The 17323-nt window shown below is 75.8% G+C and carries 15 protein-coding genes; 9 read left to right on the plus strand and 6 right to left on the minus strand.

The window, feature by feature from the left end; all coding sequences use genetic code 11:
- Positions 1–79: 79 nt before the first annotated feature.
- Together ACFCX4_RS13315 and ACFCX4_RS13320 are read right to left on the minus strand one after the other, a co-directional pair.
- Complete coding sequence (locus ACFCX4_RS13315) at positions 80–718, minus strand: hypothetical protein (RefSeq protein ID WP_376141537.1); 639 nt, start codon at positions 716–718, stop codon at positions 80–82.
- A gap of 124 nt (positions 719–842) precedes the next feature.
- Complete coding sequence (locus tag ACFCX4_RS13320) at positions 843–1598, minus strand: SDR family NAD(P)-dependent oxidoreductase (protein ID WP_376141539.1); 756 nt, start codon at positions 1596–1598, stop codon at positions 843–845.
- 49 nt (positions 1599–1647) lie between these two features.
- Between ACFCX4_RS13320 and ACFCX4_RS13325 the strand changes: the two genes are divergently transcribed.
- Together ACFCX4_RS13325 and ACFCX4_RS13330 are read left to right on the plus strand one after the other, a co-directional pair.
- Positions 1648–2550: a helix-turn-helix transcriptional regulator gene (locus tag ACFCX4_RS13325; protein WP_376141541.1), complete on the plus strand. Its 903-nt coding sequence runs from the start codon at positions 1648–1650 to the stop codon at positions 2548–2550.
- 280 nt (positions 2551–2830) lie between these two features.
- Complete coding sequence (locus ACFCX4_RS13330; RefSeq protein WP_376141543.1) at positions 2831–3181, plus strand: hypothetical protein; 351 nt, start codon at positions 2831–2833, stop codon at positions 3179–3181.
- A gap of 210 nt (positions 3182–3391) precedes the next feature.
- Here the strand turns inward: ACFCX4_RS13330 and ACFCX4_RS13335 are convergent, their stop codons facing one another.
- Both ACFCX4_RS13335 and ACFCX4_RS13340 read right to left on the minus strand, forming a co-directional pair.
- Complete coding sequence (locus ACFCX4_RS13335; protein ID WP_376141545.1) at positions 3392–4045, minus strand: LysE family transporter; 654 nt, start codon at positions 4043–4045, stop codon at positions 3392–3394.
- A 181-nt stretch (positions 4046–4226) separates the two neighbouring features.
- Positions 4227–4850, minus strand: coding sequence for a TetR/AcrR family transcriptional regulator (locus tag ACFCX4_RS13340; RefSeq protein WP_376141547.1), 624 nt, complete (start codon positions 4848–4850; stop codon positions 4227–4229).
- Between the two features lie 125 nt (positions 4851–4975).
- On the opposite strand from ACFCX4_RS13340, the gene ACFCX4_RS13345 reads away from it, so the two are divergent.
- The gene (locus ACFCX4_RS13345; RefSeq protein WP_376141549.1) at positions 4976–6004 is read left to right on the plus strand and encodes a hypothetical protein; all 1029 of its coding nucleotides are present in this window, start codon (positions 4976–4978) and stop codon (positions 6002–6004) included.
- A 65-nt stretch (positions 6005–6069) separates the two neighbouring features.
- Here the strand turns inward: ACFCX4_RS13345 and ACFCX4_RS13350 are convergent, their stop codons facing one another.
- Positions 6070–7329: a cytochrome P450 gene (locus ACFCX4_RS13350; protein WP_376141564.1), complete on the minus strand. Its 1260-nt coding sequence runs from the start codon at positions 7327–7329 to the stop codon at positions 6070–6072.
- Positions 7330–7670: 341 nt separating this feature from the next.
- Positions 7671–10862, minus strand: a complete 3192-nt coding sequence (locus tag ACFCX4_RS13355; protein WP_376141552.1) for a M28 family peptidase — start codon at positions 10860–10862, stop codon at positions 7671–7673.
- A 454-nt stretch (positions 10863–11316) separates the two neighbouring features.
- Between ACFCX4_RS13355 and ACFCX4_RS13360 the strand changes: the two genes are divergently transcribed.
- The 6 genes from ACFCX4_RS13360 to ACFCX4_RS13385 all read left to right on the plus strand — a co-directional run bounded on the left by ACFCX4_RS13360 (position 11317) and on the right by ACFCX4_RS13385 (position 17202).
- Positions 11317–12744, plus strand: coding sequence for a helix-turn-helix domain-containing protein (locus tag ACFCX4_RS13360; RefSeq protein ID WP_376141554.1), 1428 nt, complete (start codon positions 11317–11319; stop codon positions 12742–12744).
- 205 nt (positions 12745–12949) lie between these two features.
- Positions 12950–13453: an RNA polymerase sigma factor gene (locus tag ACFCX4_RS13365; protein ID WP_376141566.1), complete on the plus strand. Its 504-nt coding sequence runs from the start codon at positions 12950–12952 to the stop codon at positions 13451–13453.
- Entirely contained in the window at positions 13450–14277 is an 828-nt protein-coding gene (locus tag ACFCX4_RS13370; RefSeq protein ID WP_376141556.1) for a zf-HC2 domain-containing protein, read from the plus strand. Before ACFCX4_RS13365 ends, ACFCX4_RS13370 begins: the two co-directional genes overlap by 4 nt.
- Before the next feature lie 26 nt (positions 14278–14303).
- Positions 14304–15110: an ABC transporter ATP-binding protein gene (locus ACFCX4_RS13375; RefSeq protein ID WP_376141558.1), complete on the plus strand. Its 807-nt coding sequence runs from the start codon at positions 14304–14306 to the stop codon at positions 15108–15110.
- A 116-nt stretch (positions 15111–15226) separates the two neighbouring features.
- A complete protein-coding gene (locus ACFCX4_RS13380) occupies positions 15227–16630 on the plus strand; it encodes a hypothetical protein (protein ID WP_376141568.1) in 1404 nt (467 codons plus the stop codon).
- On the plus strand, positions 16627–17202 hold the full coding sequence (locus ACFCX4_RS13385; protein ID WP_376141561.1) for a hypothetical protein: 576 nt from the start codon (positions 16627–16629) through the stop codon (positions 17200–17202). Before ACFCX4_RS13380 ends, ACFCX4_RS13385 begins: the two co-directional genes overlap by 4 nt.
- Positions 17203–17323 lie beyond the last annotated feature (121 nt).

Genomic DNA, 17323 nt, shown 5'->3' on the forward strand with positions numbered 1-17323 from the left:
CTGAACGCGCTCCGGCGGTCGCGCCCACCGGCGGCGGGAAGGGACCCGTCCGCTCACCCCGAGCCGGCCCGAGCAGGTCTCAGGGGTCCACGCCCAGCAGCCGGCTGTCGAACCCGCTGTGGTCCTCCCTGATCACGGAGGACTCCTTCGTCAGCTCGACCGGAATGCCGGCCGGGCCGAGGATCTCCGCCAGCCCCTGCCGGACGGTCTCGGGGTTGCGGGTCTTCATCGAGTACGACCCGTAGGGCTTGCCCTTGATCGTCATCACGACGCTGATTCTGGTCTTGGCCGGGCGGAGGTCGCCCTCGTGGGGCAGCTCCATCCATGTCGTCAGGTCGACACGTTCCAGCACCGAGATCGGCTGCCACCGGCCTTCCCGTGCGTAGACGATGCGCAGCTCGGTCGGCTCGGTCGGCGGCCGGAACTGCACCCACTGGATGTCGGTCCTGCGAACGCCGAGTACGCACCCCGCGAGCAGGCCCGAGGACGCCGGTGCGATCACGAGGAGGTACAAGTCCAACGCGGTCGGCTCGACGCCCGCCAACGCCAGGCCGACCACCACGAAGGACCCGGAGATCGCGACCGCCATCGCCGTGAAGATCCCGACGAGGGCGCCGCCCCTCAGCATGGACGGCACGGCCTGGATCAGCCCGCCCTCACGGAACACCAGGTCGATCGTCGTGCCATCGGGGCCCGGACGTATCCAGACATTGGCCATGGCGGCAGCGTAGGAGCCGTGCACCGACCCCGGGAAGGGGTCCGGTGATGAACATTTCCCTTTCGGAGAAAGGGATTTGACGGAACATCAGATTCTGAGAACGCGGCCCGCCGCCCCTGGCCGGTCAGCCGTCGCGGAGGATCCGGCGGCCGACGGGTGGGGCGACGCGGAGGAGGGCCAGCAGCGCCCGGGCGGCGCCGACGGGGACGACGGGGCGTTCGCGGGCGATGCCGTGGGCGATCGCCTCGGCGGCCCGGGCCGGGGTGAGCTTGCGGGCCGGGCCCTCGCGGCCGGCGGTCATGGCGGTGTCGACGAGCGGCAGCACGATCTCCTGGACCCGCACGCCGGGGGTGCCGGTGCGGGCCTGGTGGCGCAGTGACTCCAGCAGGATGTGGACGGCCGCCTTGGTCGCGCAGTAGACCGGCGCGCTCTGCTTGGGGGCGAACGCCAGGCCGGAGGTGACCGCGACGAAGGCCGCGTCCGCCCGGCCCTCCGGCCGTCCCGGCGGCGCGGCGGCGAGGTGCGGCCACGAGGCGGCGGCGAGTTCGGCCACCGAGGTGAGGTTGAGCGCGATCTCCTGGCGGGCCCGGGCCAGGACCTCCGGCTCGGGGCCGAGTGTGAGCGGTGTGCGGTACTGCACGGCGGCGTTGGCGACGACGACGTCCAGGCCGCCGAGCCGGCCGGCGGCCTCGTCCGCGACCCGTGTCGCCTCCCCGGGCTCCGCCAGGTCGGCGCGGATGGCGTGGAGGCCGGCGTCGGGCGGGACGGAGCGGCCGCAGATGACGACGGTGGCGCCGAGGGCCGTGAGCCGGTCGGCGAGGGCCCGGCCGACTCCGCCGGTGCCGCCGGTGACGAGGATGCGCTTCGAGCTGAGGTTCACGTCCGCCATGGTGGAACGGCACCGCGCGGTCCGCTTGTACGATCGCGCCATGTCCCGTACCGGCGTCGACATGGCGCGCTCGGTCCGTCCGGCGATGGCCCGGGCGGTGCTGCGCACGCTCGGGCCGGACGCGGGGGAGCCGGGGCGCCGGGCCGAGCGGCTGCTGGCCGAGGGACTGCCCGTGCCGGAGCGGCTGCACGCCCGGCTGGCGGCGGCGCTCGCGGTGCGCGGCTGGCCGGCCCTGCGCACCGCGGCGGAACGGCTGCTGGCGGACGACCCGCTGCTGGTCGACCTGGCCGGCTGCGGCGGTCTGCCCGAACTCCTCTGCCGGGTCGGGCTGGTCGAGCCGTGGTTCCACGCGGGTCACCGCACCCGGCGCGTGCTCGACGACGGCGTGCTGACGGCCCGTCACATGCCGAGCATGGGCGGGATCCCGGGGCCGGCCGAGTCGCTGCTCGTCTGCGCGATCGACCTCGTGGGCACGGCGGGCCCGGCCGGACGCGCGGCCCGCGTCGAGGTGGTCGCGGACGGTGCGGCCGGCCGGCCCGAGGACGTCCTGCTCCGGGGCGCGGCCCGCGTCGAGGGGTGGCGGCTGCGCTGGAGCCACGCGCCCGCCGCCCCCGGGGGCACTGGCCCGCGCCCCTTGGACGCCGTGCGCGCACAGTTCGCCCGGGAGCCGGCCCGACCGTGGCGGCTGGCGGCGACGGCCGCGGGGCTCGGCATCGCACCGCGCACCCTTCAGCGCGGCCTCGCCGGTGCGGGCACCTCCTTCCAGGCCGAACTGCTCGCCGTCCGCCTGGAGGTGGCCGGCCAGCTCGCGGCCCGCACCGCCCTGCCCCTCGCCGACATCGCGGCCACCGCGGGCTTCGCCGACCACGCCCACCTGACCCACCGCTTCCGCGCCCGTTTCGGCTGCCCGCCCTCGGAGTTCCGCCGCACGGCCGGCCACTGAGCCCGGTCACGGGCCCCGGTCCGTCGCCGCCCCGCTCCCGGACCACGTGCACCAGGCCCTCGAACCGCCGCATCCGCAGCCCCGTGAACGTCTCCGCCCGGACCTGCTCGGCCCGAAGCGCCCGTACCGGAGGAGTGCCCCGTACCAGACCTTCCGCGGCGAGCTTTGGAGGAGCCACCGGCATGAGCTTCTTGGGGGCGGGGCGGGCAATCGGTTGACGGACCGTCACATTGGTCCGGTGACATCGGACTTGGAGATGTCTTCCTGGCAAACTGGCAGCATGACGAGGAAGCTGATGATCGTACTCACCGACACTGTGGACGCTTCAGCCGACCGTGTGCTGGACCTCATTGCACGCAGGTTCGGCGGAGTTGCGGGGCTGGATCCGGCGCACGTCGAGATCGACCGGGAGCGCGGTCGGTTCGCCTATCAGGGCGGCTGGTGGTACCGAGGAGAGTACGAGGTCACCGAGGAGGCCGGGCGCACCCGGGTCACGCATCGGGTCTTCAACGTGGCCGGCCGGGGCAGCAGGTGGGCCGTCCCCTTGGCCAACAAGTTCTTCATCGGCTTCCGCGAGCGGACGACGGCAGGTTTTCACGAGTTGCTGCGCGAGGCCGGCCGGAGTCACTGACATCGGTGCCTCACCACCAACCGCGGCCTCCTCCCCACGGCCTGCTCAATGAGCGGATGGGCCGGCGTACGTGGCTGTCGCACGGTTCTGCCGGCCCCTCGTTGCTGTGCCACGACGGGGACGCCCCCCACCTCGCGGTCCTCCGTGCGACCCCGTCCGGTGGGCGGTGAACCGGGGGCGGAGGGGGTGGTCGACCGGGCTCCCGGCGGCTCAGCGTGCGAGCGCGAGGTGGACGGCGAAGGCGAGGACGACGGCGTTGCCCGCGAGCCCGGTGAGGAGCCGGCCGCGCGGTCCGGTGAGGACGCGGCGCAGCAGGGCGCCGCCGGTGGCGAGCAGGGCCTGCCAGCCGGCCGAGGCGGCGAACGCGGCGAGGGCGAAGAGCAGGCCCGGACCGAGCGGGCCGGGCCCGGTTCGGCCGCCGAGCACCAGGGCGGTGAAGTAGACGACGGTGAGCGGGTTGAGGAGGGTGAGGCCGAGCAGGCCCGCGTACGTGCGCCACGGTGACGGCGGCACCGGCGACGGGTCGTCCGCCGTGGTCGTCAACGGGCCCGCCGCCGCGAGTGTTTCCCGCCGGTGGGTGCGCAGCGCCCCGCGCAGGCCGTGGGCGGCGAGCAGGACGAGCACCCCGGCGGCCAGGAGCTCCAGGGCGTCCGCGGCCGGGGCGATCGCCGGGGCGAGCGCGGCGCCGCCGAGCACGGCGGCCAGGGCGTACAGGCCGTCGGCGGTGGCGACGCCCAGCGCGGCGGCCATGCCCCGGCCCAGCGAGACGCGCGAGGCGATGGTGACGACCAGGACCGAGATCGCGCCGACGGGCACGGCGATGCCGAAGCCGGCGAGGAGTCCGGAGAGGAGGGCATCGGTCATGGCGGAAGGTCCGGGTTCTGACGGGGGCGGCGCGGGGGGCGGGTGGCCGGGAGCGTAGCCCCGTAACGCCCGCCCGGGCCACCGGTTTTCGGCCTCCCGTCGCCGGGGCCGGGGCCTGAGTCGGGCTCGGGCTCGGAACCGGAGCCGGAGCCGGTGGGCCCCGCCCGGGTACCCGCCCGCGTCAGCCGGCCGCCCCGGGGTCCGGCCCCGGCCCCGGACCGGCCCCCCGCCCGCGGACGAGCGGCAGGTACACCTCGTCGGTGATCTCGACCAGGACGTCGTCCGGTGCCGCCGGCACCCCGCGCACCACGAACTCGTTGCGGAGCAGCACGACCGCGACCGTGGCGACCCTGGGGTGCAGCGCCTCGGGTGCGGCCTCGCCCCGCGCCACCGCCCGGCCCAGGACGGTGAGCCAGGGGGCCGCCACCGCCTCTCCGGACTGGTCGTGCAACTGCCCGAGGAGCTCCGCCGTGCCGCCCGCCGCCACCAGCAGTTCGCGCAGGATCGTGCCGAGCGGCGAACTCCAGTGCCGGTTGGCGCCGCGCAGCAGTTCGAGCACGTCCTCGCGGAGGCTGCCGGTGTCGGGGACCGGCACGGTGGTGGCCAGCCGGCGGTAGGCGGCGATGCCGAGGGCGAGCCGGTTCGGCCAGCGGCGGTAGAGGGCGTTCTTGTTGGTGCCCGCGCGGGCGGCGACCCGGTCCATGGTGAGGCCCTGGTAGCCCGCGGCGGCCAGCTCCTCGGCCGCCGCGGCGAGGATGGCCTCCTCCAGCGCCGCACCGCGCCGCCGGGTCTGCTGCCCCGTCATCGTCCCGCCTTCGATCGGTACCGGCCGTACCTTCCCATTCTTGTTGCGGGCCGGAGGATCCGGCAATTAAGGTACTCGCCGTACCTTAATCGCTCGCCACGTCCCCTCCTGGAAGGTGTGCCGCCATGCGTGCCCACGGCATCAGTTACGACACCGGCTTCGTCCGCGACGGACGCAACTCCCGGCCCTCGTTCGACCCCGGGGTGGTCCGGCGCGAACTGCGGATCATCCGTGACGACCTGCACTGCGACGCGGTCCGCGTCATCGGGGGCGATCCCGAACGCCTGGAGCTCGCGGCCGGGCTGGCCGCCGGGCTCGGGCTGGAGGTCTGGTTCTCGCCCTACCCGCTGGAGCTGGACGCCGAGGCGATGCTCGACCTGTTCGCCGACTGCGCGGAGCGGGCCGAACGCATCCGGCGGGGCGGTGCCGAGGTCGTGTTCGTCACCGGCGCCGAGCTGTGCCTGATGAGCCGGGGGATCCTCCCCGGTGACAGCATCGAGGACCGGGTCGCGCTGCTCGCCCGCCCGGACCTCGTCCGGGAGCAGCTGGGCCGGGCGGCCACCGCGGTCAACGCCTTCCTCTCCCGCGCGGTCGCCACCGTCCGGGCACGCTTCGGCGGGCGGGTGACCTACGCCTCCGTGCCGTTCGAGCGGGTGGACTGGACGCCGTTCGACCTCGTCTCCGTCGACGTCTACCGCGATGCCCGGACCGCCGGGGGTTTCGCGGCGGCCGTGCCGGAACTGGTCGCCAGGGAGGACGGAAAGCCGGTCGCCGTCACCGAGTTCGGCTCGGCGACCTACCGGGGTGCCGGTGACCGCGGGGCGCTCGGCCTCGAAGTCGTCGTCTACGACGCCGCGCACGCCCCGGAGCGGCTGGCCACCGTCCTCGACCGCGACGAGGAGGGGCAGGCGCGCTATCTGCGCGAGCTGTTGACGGCCTTCCACGAGGGCGGCGTCGACACCACCTTCGTCTTCACCTTCGCCCTCGCCGACCACGTCCACCGCCCCGGCGCCGACCCCCGCGAGGACCTCGACCTGGCGAGCTTCGGCATCGTCAAGAGCCTGGAGACGGGCAGCGGAACCGCCTATCCGGGCCTCCCCTGGGAGCCGAAGGCGGCCTTCGGCGCGGTGGCGGACTTCCACCGCGGCCACTGACCTTCACCCGTGCGGCCGACGCCGCCGGCACCCGCACCGGTGACGGCACAGGCTGCCCGCCCGGCTCAGCGGACCGCGGTCAGAACCGCCGGGGTCGGGCCGTCCGGGCGGACGGTGATGCCGTAGGTGGCCCCGGACGGGATGCTCCGGAAGTCCACCGTGCAGGCGGGGAGCAGGAGTTCGAGCAGCGCGGTGGACTCGCGGAGGGCGAACCGGGTGCCGAGGCAGGCGCGCGCGCCGAGGCCGAAGGGGAAGTAGGCGCCGAGGTGGGCGGGGCGGGCGCCGTCCGTGAGGAAGCGGGTGGGGTCGAAGCGCTCCGGGTCGGGCCACAGCCGCGGGTCGCGGTGGGTGAGGTAGGGGCAGACCAGCAGGTCGGTGCCGGCCTCGACGCGGTGGCCCGCGAGGGTGTCGGCGGTGAGCGCGTGGCGGGGGAGGATCCAGGCGGAGGGGTAGAGCCGCAGGGTCTCGCTGACCAGCGCCTGCACCGCCTCGCGCCGCTCCGGCGAGCCCTCGGGGCCGGCGGCCAGGGCCCGCTCCCGGGCGTCGGGGGCGGCGTCCAGGAGCAGGAAGAGCCAGGTGAGGGTGGTGGCGGTGGTCTCGTGGCCGGCCACCAGCAGGGTGACCAGCTCGTCGCGGATCAGCCGGTCGGTGTACTCGGGGTGCCGCTCGGCGGCGTCGAGCAGGACGCGCAGCACCCCGGGGCCGTCGGGGCCGTCCTCGCGGCGCCGGGCGGCGGCGATGGCGGCGTGCGCGACGGCGTCGATCCTGGCGAGGTCGCCGGCGACGGCTTCGGGCGCCTGGGCGCCGTCGGGGAGCTGGGGGAGCGCGGCGACGACGGCGGGGACGCGGTCGAGCTCCCGCTCGGTGACCTCGTCGAGCGGGTGGCCGGTGAGCGCGCGCCAGATGGTGTCCAGGGCGAAGTGGCGCATCTCGTCGCCGATGTCGAGGGTCGCCCCGGTGCGGGCGTGTGCGGCCCAGCGGTCGGCGGTGCGGCGGGCCGCGGCGGCGATCCGGTGCTCGTAACGGTGCATTCCCGTGCCGGTGAACTGGGCCTGGAGGATGCGGCGCTGGCGCTTCCAGGGCTCGCCCGCGGCGGAGAGCACGCCGTCCCCGGCGAGCATCCGGGCCCGGTGCGAGCGCTTGACGTAGCGCTCGGGGTGGCGGCCGAGGACGTGCTGGACGGCGTCCGGGTCGGTGACCAGGACGGTGGGGCGCGGGCCGATCCGGAACGCGGCCACCCCGCCGAGGCGCTGCCGGGTGCGGGCCAGCAGGTCGATCAGCCCGGCCTCCTCGGCGCGCCACTGCTCGACGTCCTCGGGCGGCAGCTCGGGGACGGGCCCGGGGCCCGCGCCGCGCTCCGGGGAAGGTGCGGGGTCCGGCGGGCGGACGGGGTCCGGGGAGGGGGAGGGACCGGGCTCGGCGGCGGTGGTCACGGAGGTGCCTCCTGGGTCGGGGACGGACGGCCCGCGCCGACTCTACGTCAGCCGGCCACGCTCCCGGGCCCCTTCGACCTCCGCATGCCGCCCGCGGCATGCCGGTGGGGCCGACGGGCGCTGCCCGCCGGCCCCACCGGGAACACCCGGGCACATGCGGCGGTGCCGCGATCCGTCCCCCTCGACGAACCGCGGCACCGCCCTTATCCCGTCCCGGAGACGATCCGGTCCGCTCAGATCGCCTGCCAGAGGGCCGGGACGATGTTGGGCTCCCAGCCCACCTGGGCCGTGTGGCCCTGGAGGCACCGGTAGCTGACGCCGTTCCAGGTGACGACGTCGCCCGCCTGGTACGTGGTGCCGGGGGTCCAGCTGCCGCCGCCCGGGCCCGGGTCGGCGGAGACCACCAGCGAGTAGCTGCTGGTGTGGGAGACCGAACCGGCGCCGGTCACCGTCAGGTTGTACGTCCCGTTCGGGACCGACGAGCCGACCGCGATGCTGAGCGTCGCGGAGCCGCCGGACTGGACCGAGGACGGGTTGACCGTGGCGGTCACACCGGCCGGCGCGCCGGAGACGGACAGGTTGACCGTCTGGGCGGAGCCGGAGGTGGTCTGGGTGTTCACCGTGGCGGTGGTGGACTCACCGGGCTTGACGTTGCCGGTGGCCGGGTTGACCGCGACCGAGAAGTCGTTGGTCGGGATCGGGCCGCTGCCCACCGAGGTCTTCCACAGCGTGTAGGCGACGCCGTCGGCGCTGCGGTCCAGCACGGTGGCGTTGATGTTGCTGGTGGTGTCGCACGCGGAGTGGTAGCAGGAGTCGTAGGCACGACCCGCCGTGCCGCCCCACTTCTGCGCCTGGGACTGGGTCTTGGTGGCGCTGGCGCCCGCCGCGTAGCCCGAGGTCGGGATGCCCGCCGACTGGAACGAGGCGTCGTCCGAGCGGCCCTGGCCCTCGACGTTCTCCTCCGGCTGGAGGTTCAGCGAGTCCCAGTAGGCCTTCATCGGCGCCGAGGTGGTGGAGTTGACGTTGTTGATGAAGTAGCCGGCGTTGGGCGAGCCGACCATGTCGAAGTTGTAGTAGCCCTTGATCGCGCTGCGGGCGCTGGAGCTCAGCTGGCTCACGTAGTGCTTGGAGCCCTGCAGGCCCTGCTCCTCACCGGTCCACCAGGCGAAGCGCACGTGGCGGGTCAGGGTCGGGTTCTGCTGCGCGAGGACGAGCGCGGTCTCCAGCAGGACGGCCGAGCCGGAGCCGTTGTCGTTGATGCCCGGGCCGGCGCTGACGCCGTCCAGGTGCGCGCCGAACATGGTGACCTGGTCGGCGGGGCCGCCCGGCCAGTCGGCGATCAGGTTGTTGGCGGTGTAGGTGCAGGTGGAGCAGGTCTGCTCGGAGACCTGGTAGCCCGCGGCCTGGAGCTTCGCCTTCACGTAGGCCAGCGACTGGCTGTAGCCGGCCGTGCCGGTGCGCCGGTTGCCGCCGTTCTGCGAGGCGATGGTGTTGAACTGCGTCAGGTGCGCCTGGACGTTGGCGACGCTGATGTCCGGAGCGCTGCCGCCCGGGTTGCCGCCGCCGACGGTCAGCGTGTACTGCGCGGTGTGGGTGACCTGACCGGTCGCGGTGACCGTGATCTGGTAGGTACCCGGCGCGGTGCTGGCGCTGGTGTTGACGGTGAGCGTGGAGGTCGCGCCGGTCTGCACCGTGGACGGGCTGAAGCTGACGCTCGCGCCGCTCGGGGCGCCGGAGGCGCTCAGGTTGACCGACTGGGCCCCGCCCGAGGTGACGGCGGTGTTGACCGTCGCCGTGGTGGAGGAGCCGGGCTGGACCTGGCCGGACGACGGGTTCAGCGAGAGCGAGAACTCGTTGGTCTGGCCGCCCTCGCAGCTGGGGTCGCCGGGCTGCGCGGTGACGCTCACGGCGTCCCAGGCGGCCTTGGTGCGGCTCCACAGGTTGCAGGTGGGGTCGAGGTTCTTGGCCGCGGTCAGGGTGGTGGTGCGGTACTTCTTGTGGGTCATGCCGCTGGTCTTGAGCAGCATGCCGCCGTAGAAGATCCGGCCCGCGTCCTTGATGCCGACGCCGGTGACGGTGGAGTTGTTGCAGGTCGGGCTGGTGGGCTTGCCGCCGCCCGGGTTGGAGCCCTCGGAGAGCAGGTAGAACCAGTGGTTCAGCGGGCCGGCGGCCGCGTGGACCTCGGTGCTCGGGATCGAGGAGGAGTAGCAGTTCGGGTTGTTGCTGACGAGCGAGGGGTTGTACATGTTCCGGATCGGGCCGCGGCCGACGAGGTTGATCATCTCGCCGACGAGGAAGTCCGGGTTGTCGTACGGGGCGCTCTGGTTGGCGTAGGCCTCGGTGAGCGCGCCGAAGATGTCGCCGGTGGCCTCGCCGAGACCGTTCTCGTTGTTGGCGCCGCCGGGGGTGAACTGGTCGATGCCGTGGCCGAACTCGTGGCCGACGACGTCGATCGAGGAGATCCACTCGTTGGCGTTGTTGTGGCCGATGGAGACCGAGGAACCGTCCCAGTAGGCGTTGACGTCGTTGAGGCCGACCTTGACCGGCCAGCTGCCGCCGTTGCCGTTGTGCCCGTTGCGACCCAGCCAGTCGCGGAGCATGTCCCATTCCTTCTGCGCCGCGAAGAACACGTCGCCGCAGCCGGTCTCCTTGCTGGTGGCACTGCCGTTGCCCCAGGTGTCGGAGGACTTGCTGAAGACCTGGCCGGTGGCGTTGTCGGCACAGCTCAGGCCCGGGCGGCTGGGGTCGCGCAGTGAGAAGGAGCTGCCCGAGCCGGTGGTGGTGATGCTCGGGGAGGGGCCGTTCCACTTGCTGTTCAGGGTGCCGGCGCGGACGTCGTCGTAGGTCTCGATGACCTCGCCGCTGCGGGCGTCGACGAAGACGTGCAGGGTGCTCGGGGCGGTCGCGGTGCGGCCGGTGAGCACGGTCTCCCAGGCGAGGCGGCTCTCGCCGTCCTTGACCTTGACGACCAGGCGGCGCGACTGCACGCCGTCCACCTGGGCGAGCTTGGCGCGGGCGGTCTTCTCCGCCTTGGCCGCGCTGACCAGCGCGGTGGTGGGCACGGCGACCGAGCCGGTGGTGGCGGACTGCAGCCCGCGCACCTTGCCCTGGCCGTCCGCGATCACGACGGCGTCGCCGCCGACGACCGGCAGGCCCTTGTAGGTGCGCTCGTAGGCGACCGAGTAGAGACCGGCCAGCCACGGGGTGACCGACTGGCGCTCATAGGTCTCGTCGGCGCCCTTGGCGAGGGCGTCGAGGCCCGCCGCGGCCGCCTGGTCGGCGGCGTTCACGGCGGCGGCCAGTGCGCTGGGGGGCGCGGAGACGGCCGGACCGGGGTCGGCGGCGGCCTGGCCGACCGCGGTGGCGGTCAGCATGCCGGCCAGGACGGTCAGGGTGGTTCCCGCCGTCAGCAATCTGCGTTTCATTCCGAGGCTCCTCGAACGTGGGGGTGCTCGATCGCGGGCGACGTGCCGTCAGGGCGCTCACCGCGGGGCCGATTTGGGGGACGGCCGTGCGGGCGTCCGCGCTCGGGTGCCGGAACCCTCACATGCCGTCATGGCCCGGTCAACGGTCTGGACCATCCCCGGGGGCGGTTGGCAAGTTCCGTCAAGTTCGGTCAAGGAGCCTTCCCAGATGGCATATTGAGGCCCGCCGGGAAGTCCGGCCAGGTCGCGGGGCATACCGCGGCCGGCGCCGGAGACCGGCGAAGATCGTCGCCGAGAGCAGGAGAGGTTGAGACCATTGAAGGAGAGAGGTCGAGACCAAAGGCCGAAATTGGTCGAGACCATCTCATGTACGACGGGGGTCCCGGTCCAGTACCGTCCTCCTGAGCGGACCTCCCCACCGGAAGGCCCGGAACGCACTCGGGAGGGCAGCCCCGTGCACCGGAACCGGGCGGCGACCACGCCCGCCGAGGACGATGCCTGGCGGGCCTTCGGTCTCCGCCTTCGCCAGTGGCGCAGGCGCGCCGGCCTGACCCAGGCGCAGCTGGGTGCCGAGATCGGCTACGACCACACCGCGGTCAGCAAGCTGGAGCACGGCACCCGCCGCACCAGCCCCCGCGTCGCCGACCGGCTGGACGACCTGCTCGCCGCCGGCGGGGACCTGCGCACCGCCTGCCGGATCGCCGAGGAGGGCGCCCCGGGCGCGGCGCCCGGTCCCGCGGCCGCCCGGCCCGCCGCCCCGGTGGACGGTCCGGTGCCCGTCGCCGGCGACTGGACCCGTGCCCCGCTGCCCGGGCCGCCCGTCGCCGCCCTCCTGCCCGCCCTGCCGCCCGGCCTCGCCACCCAGCTGCCGGTCCGCCTCCCCGACTACGGCCTGCTCTGTCCGCTCCACGACGCCGCCGGCTGCGCCGTCCCCGAACCCGGCCACCTCGCCGTCCTGCACGCCGCCTTCCGGGCCGCCGACCCCTGTACCGCCGGCCCGCTCGACCCCGACACCGTGCACGCCCTGGCCGGCCTGCTCGCCGCCCACCTCCGAGCCGGCGACGGCCCCGGCGCCCCCGGCACCGAGGCCGTCGAGGACACCCTGCGCGTCGTCCTGCGCCGGCTCGCCGCCCACCCCGGCGGCCCCGCCCGCCGCCCGCTCGCCCGGCTGGCCGGCGAGTACGCCCACGCCGCCGGCGGACTGCGCATGCAGAGCGGCCGCAACGCCACCGCGATGGCCTGCTTCTCCCGGGCCCTCGGCTGGGCCGAACTCGCCGAGGACACCGCCACCCAGGTCGCCGCGCTCAGCGACATGAGCTTCCTCGCCCGCCTCGACGGCGACCCCGCCGCCGCGCTCGGCTACGCCCACGAGATCGCCCGGATCGCCCCCGCCCGGCACTGGGCCGGCGCCATGGGGCAGATCGCCCAGGCCCGTGCGCACGCGATGACCGGGGACGTCCGCGCCACCGTCCGCCACATCGCCCGCGCCCGGCTCCACCTCGACCACATCGGGGTCGACGACGAGTCCGACGCCGCCTGGCTCACCATCGCCTCGATGCGGCTGCGGGTCGAGGCCGGCGCCGCCGCCGCGCTGCGCGACGCCGCCGCCGCCGTGGACGACCCCCGGCTCGCGCGGCGCGCCGTGGACGCCGCCGAGACCGCGCTCTCGCTGCTCGGTCCGGACCAACTGCCCTCCGCGCGGCTGCTGTTCACCGTCCGCGTGGCCGACTGCCACCTGGTCGCGCACGACCCGCGGGCCGCCGCCGAACTGCTCGGGACGGTGATGGCGGCGGGCGACGGCGAGGACGGGCTGCCGCCCCTGGTCCGGCGCGAACTGGCCGGGCTGCGCAGCCGCCTGGTCGGCCACGGCCTGGCGGGCTGAGACCGAGCGGCCGACGGCCGGGGGCGGGGACGCTCCGGCCCGGGCGGGCCGGTCCACCGGACTTCCCGTGACCGCCCGGCCGGTGACTGTGACGCGGATCACGCCGCACGGAAAACCCGCAGGTCCGCCCGGGCGTCTAGCAGGTGTGAAACGCGCCAAGGCGGCACCGCCGCAGGAACTGGACGAGGAAGGCCTCCTCCACCGGGTGGCCCGGGGGGACCGGGCCGCCTTCGAGGAGCTGTACCGCCGCACGTCGCCGTGGCTGGCCGTGCGGCTGCAGCGCCGCTGCGCGGACGAGCAGCTCGTCGCCGAGGTCATGCAGGAGACCTACCTGGCGGTCTGGCGGGCGGCGGCCTCGTTCACCGGCAGCCGGACCGGCGGTACGGCCGTCGGCTGGCTGTGGACGATCGCGGCCCGCCGCCTCGTCGACGCCTTCCGGCGCCGGGCCCACCACGCCGAGCCGCCGCCCGCCGCGGCCCCGCGGCCGGTGGCCCCGGCCGCCGAGGAGGAGGCGCTGGTGACGACCGTCGGCGGCGACGTCGGGGACGCCCTGCGGCGCCTCGCGCCGGAACTGCGGGACGTGCTGCAGGCCATGGTCCTCGACGGACTGTCCGTCCGGGAGACCGCCGTCGTCCTCGGACTGCCCGAGGGCACGGTCAAGACCCGCGCCCGCCGGGCCCGGATCGCGATGCGGGAGGAACTGGCATGAGCGTCGAACACGCGTCGGACCGGCTGGTCGACGGGTACGCGCGCGGCGGCACCGGCCTCGCCGCCGACGAGGTGTGGGCCCTGGAGGCCCACCTGGAGGCGTGCCGCCCCTGCCGGGACCGGCTGTCCGCCGCCGTCGCCGCCGGGGCGCCCGCCGTCACCGCACTGACCGAGGCCGTCTGGAACGGCCTCGCGCCGCAGCTCGCCGGGACCGCCCCGGCGCCGCCGGGCGGCCGCGCCCTCCGCCCGGCCGTCCGGCTCTCCACCTGGGCGACGCCCGCCATGACGCCGTGGCTCGCCATGGTCCCCGCCGTCACCCTGCTCGCCCTGCTGCTGGACCTGACCGGCCCCGTCGCCGACCGGGTCTCCCTCGTCCTGCTGCTCGCCCCGGTCCTGCCCGTCGGCGGTGTGGCACTCTCCTGGGCGCGCGGCCTCGACCCCGCCCACGAGCTGACGGCCGCCACCCCGCGGGCCGGCCTGGAACTGGTGCTCCGGCGTACCGTCGCCGTCCTCGCCGCCGTCCTGCCCGCCCTCCTCGCGGCGGGCTGGGCGACGGGAGTGACGGCCGCGCAGTGGCTGCTGCCCTGCCTGGCGTTCACCTCCGCCACCCTGGCGCTCGGCGGGCTGATCGGCGTCACCCGCGCCGCCGCCGCCCTGGCCCTCGTCTGGGCCGGGCTGGTCGCCGCGCCCACCCTCGCCGCCGGCCGCACGGCCGCCGCCCTCCGTACGGACAGCCTGCCGCTGTGGGGCCTGGTCCTCGCCCTCGGCGCCGGCGTCGTGATCGCCCGCCGCAACGCGTACGCCGCACAGGAGGACCACCGTTGAACACCCGGAAGGAGCCACGGCGCACGATGCGCGCACCCACCGGGGCGGAACTCGCCCCCACCACCTTCGCCCGGGAGGTCCGGGCGGACCGGCTCCGGCTCAGGGCCGGCCGCAACCGCCTGGCCGTCGACGGCCTGGACCTGGCCCTCGGTACCGGCGTCCACGGCCTCCTCGGCCCCAACGGCGCCGGCAAGACCACCCTCATCCGCGCCCTGGCCACCGTGCTCCGCCCCGCCGGCGGCACGCTGGAACTGCTCGGGCAGCCCGTGGACGGACCGGGCGAGTACCGGGCGCTGCGCCGCCGGATCGGATACCTGCCGCAGCAGTTCGGCTACTACAGGCGGTTCACGGTGCGGGAGTTCGTCGAGTACATGGCCTGGCTGAAGGAGATGCCGACGGCGGACATCCCCGCCGCCGTGCAGCGCGCGGTGGAGCGCGTCGGGCTGGCCGACCGCGCCGACCAGCGGATGAGGACGCTCTCGGGCGGCATGGTGCGACGGGCCGGCATCGCCCAGGCCATCGTCAACGACCCGGCGGTCCTGCTGCTCGACGAGCCGACCGTCGGCCTGGACCCGGCCCAGCGCCTGCGCCTGCGCGGACTGCTCCAGGAACTGGGCGCGGACGCCTGCGTGATCGTCTCGACCCACCTGGTGGAGGACGTCGCCGCCGCCTGCACCGACGTGGTGCTCCTCGCCGAGGGGCGACTGGTCTTCCAGGGCACCCCGGGGCAGCTCGCGGCGGCGGGCGGGCCGGAGCACGAGGGCGACAGCCCGCTGGAGCGCGGCTACTCGGCCCTGCTCGCCGCTCCCGCCCGGACCGGAGGCGCCTGGTGAACCGACGTGACCCGGTGACGCGCCAGGAGCCGTCGAGCCCCGGCGCGGCCGACCCCCGCCCGCCGGGCTCCCTTCCACCGGACTCCCTTCCACCGAAGGCCCGCCCGCGGAACCGCCTGCCGAACCTCCGCGTCCTGCGCATCGAACTCCGGCGCTCCGTCGCCCCCTGGGCCGGCGCCGCCGTCCTGGCGATCGCGCTCGCCTTCCTCGACCTCGCCCCCGGGCCGTGGGCGAAGGGCACCACGCTGTGGACCGCCCAGTGGACGTCGATGGCCCTGTGGACCCGGCACCTGCTGGTCCTGCTGTGGCCGCTCGCCCTCGGGCTGGGCGCGCTCCAGGGTCTGCGCGACCACCGCTCCGGCACCGCCGAACTGCTGGCCGGCACCCCGCGGCCCACCCGCCACCGCGCCGCCGCGCTCGCCGCCCCGATGGCGTTCGCCCTGGTCACGGCGTTCACCCTGGTCGTCCTGCTGGGCGCGGCACGGGTGGCGGCCGGCGGCGCCGCGTTCACCGGGCTCGGCTGGCTGCCCATCCCGCTGGTCGGCGCGCTCGCCCTGGCCGCCGGCGCCGTGCTGGGCATGGGCGTCGCCCGCGCACTGCCCTCCGTGCTCACCCCGCCCGCCCTGGCGGCGGCCGGCTTCGTGCTCGTCGGTCTCCTGCGGCCGACCACCGACGCGGCCGTGCCCACCTCCGCCGTGCCGAACCGGCTCTCCCTGCTCTCGCCGATGGTGGCGGACGTCCGCCAGACCCTCCTCACGCTCGCCGCCCCCGTGCACGCCGGGCAGACGCTCTGGCTGCTCGGCCTGGCCGCGACGGGCTTCGCCCTGCTGGCCGCCGCCACCCGGCGCGCCCGGCTGCTCGCCCTCGCGCCCGCCCTGGCGGCCGGCGCGCTCGCCCTGCTGCTGCTCCCCGCCGACCCCCGCGACACCTACGTCGTCGACCGGGCCGCGACCGCGCCGGTCTGCGCGGGCCCGGTCTGCGTGACGGCGGCCCGGCAGGACCGGCTCGGCGCCCTGGCCGGGCCCGGCCGGGAGGCGCTGGGCCTGCTGCGCGACGCGCTGGGCGGGCAGGCCCCCGCGACGGTCCGCGAGACCACCGTGCCCAGGGCCGTCCTCGGTCCGCCGGAACGCTCGTCCGACGCCGTGCTCGTCGACTTCGACGACGCGGTGCTCGGCGCCGCCTCGGGCGGGGGTCTGACCAGGGCGCTCGTCGGCCAGGGCATCGTCCCGCTCTGCCACGCCCGCACCGACCGGGAGAGCGGCACCGTCTCGGAGGCCGCCGCCCAGGGCGTCGCCGCCGCCTGGGTGTTCGGCGACCTGCGGCCGCTCGACGGCACCATGCACCGGGCGGAGGACCAGACGGCGCTGGCCGCCCCGGTCTGGGAACGGCTGCGCGCCCTGCCGCCCGCCGAGCAGCGGCAGCGGGTCGCGGCCGCGCGGGCCGCGGCCGTCGCCTGCGCGGAGGACCCCCTCGACGTGCTGGGCGGATCCGTCCCGCCGGGCGAAGGACCCGCCCGGTGAGGTGGCTGACGCTGTACGCCCGCTCCCGGCGGCTGCCCGCCGCGCTCGCCGCACTGGCCGCCGGGGCCGCCGCGGTGTGGTGGCTCGCCCGGTTCGGCGACGGCGGGACCGCCGGTCCCCGCACCTCGGCCCTGGTCCTCGCCGGCGGCGTGATGGTCCTCTCGCCCGGCCTCGGGGGCCCGGACCCCGCCCTCGACCGCACCGCCGCGATCCGCTGGCCGCTCCACCGGACGGCCCACGTGCTGCTCTGCGCCCTGCTCGCCGGGTCCGTGCTGCTGGCGCTGCGCGCGGCCGACGGGCAGCCGCCCGACCCGGGATTCGTCCTGCGCGACGCCGCCGGACTGGCCGGACTCGCCGCCCTCGGCGCGGCCTGCCTCGGCCCCCCGTACGCGTGGCTCCCGCCGTTCGGCTGCCTCGCCGCCGCCCTGACCGTCCCGCCCGGCCCGGATCCGGTGATCCGGATCCTCACCTGGCCGGTCCTGCCACCGGGCACCGCGCCGGCCGGCTGGACGGCCCTGGCCCTCGCGGTGACCGGCACCGCCGCCTACGCCCTGGCCGGGCCCCGGCGCTGACCCGCGGGTGCCGGTGACCGGCCGGCCCTGCGGCCCTGCGCCCGTGGGGGCGGGGGCGCCCCCGCGGCGCGGGCCGCCCGGGGGGGGCCGCCGGGGACGGGCCCGCCCCGCCGGCCGCCCC

This window comes from Kitasatospora sp. NPDC056327, from assembly GCF_042261735.1.
GTDB lineage: Bacteria > Actinomycetota > Actinomycetes > Streptomycetales > Streptomycetaceae > Kitasatospora.

Bases quoted from the DNA above. Each gene is read 5' to 3' on its own strand.
- ACFCX4_RS13315 (WP_376141537.1), bottom strand. From the start codon at position 718: ATGGCCAATGTCTGGATACGTCCGGGCCCCGATGGCACGACGATCGAC.
- ACFCX4_RS13325 (WP_376141541.1), top strand. From the start codon at position 1,648: ATGTCCCGTACCGGCGTCGACATGGCGCGCTCGGTCCGTCCGGCGATG.
- ACFCX4_RS13330 (WP_376141543.1), top strand. From the start codon at position 2,831: ATGACGAGGAAGCTGATGATCGTACTCACCGACACTGTGGACGCTTCA.
- ACFCX4_RS13335 (WP_376141545.1), bottom strand. From the start codon at position 4,045: ATGACCGATGCCCTCCTCTCCGGACTCCTCGCCGGCTTCGGCATCGCC.
- ACFCX4_RS13340 (WP_376141547.1), bottom strand. From the start codon at position 4,850: ATGACGGGGCAGCAGACCCGGCGGCGCGGTGCGGCGCTGGAGGAGGCC.
- ACFCX4_RS13345 (WP_376141549.1), top strand. From the start codon at position 4,976: ATGCGTGCCCACGGCATCAGTTACGACACCGGCTTCGTCCGCGACGGA.
- ACFCX4_RS13355 (WP_376141552.1), bottom strand. From the start codon at position 10,862: ATGAAACGCAGATTGCTGACGGCGGGAACCACCCTGACCGTCCTGGCC.
- ACFCX4_RS13370 (WP_376141556.1), top strand. From the start codon at position 13,450: ATGAGCGTCGAACACGCGTCGGACCGGCTGGTCGACGGGTACGCGCGC.
- ACFCX4_RS13375 (WP_376141558.1), top strand. From the start codon at position 14,304: ATGCGCGCACCCACCGGGGCGGAACTCGCCCCCACCACCTTCGCCCGG.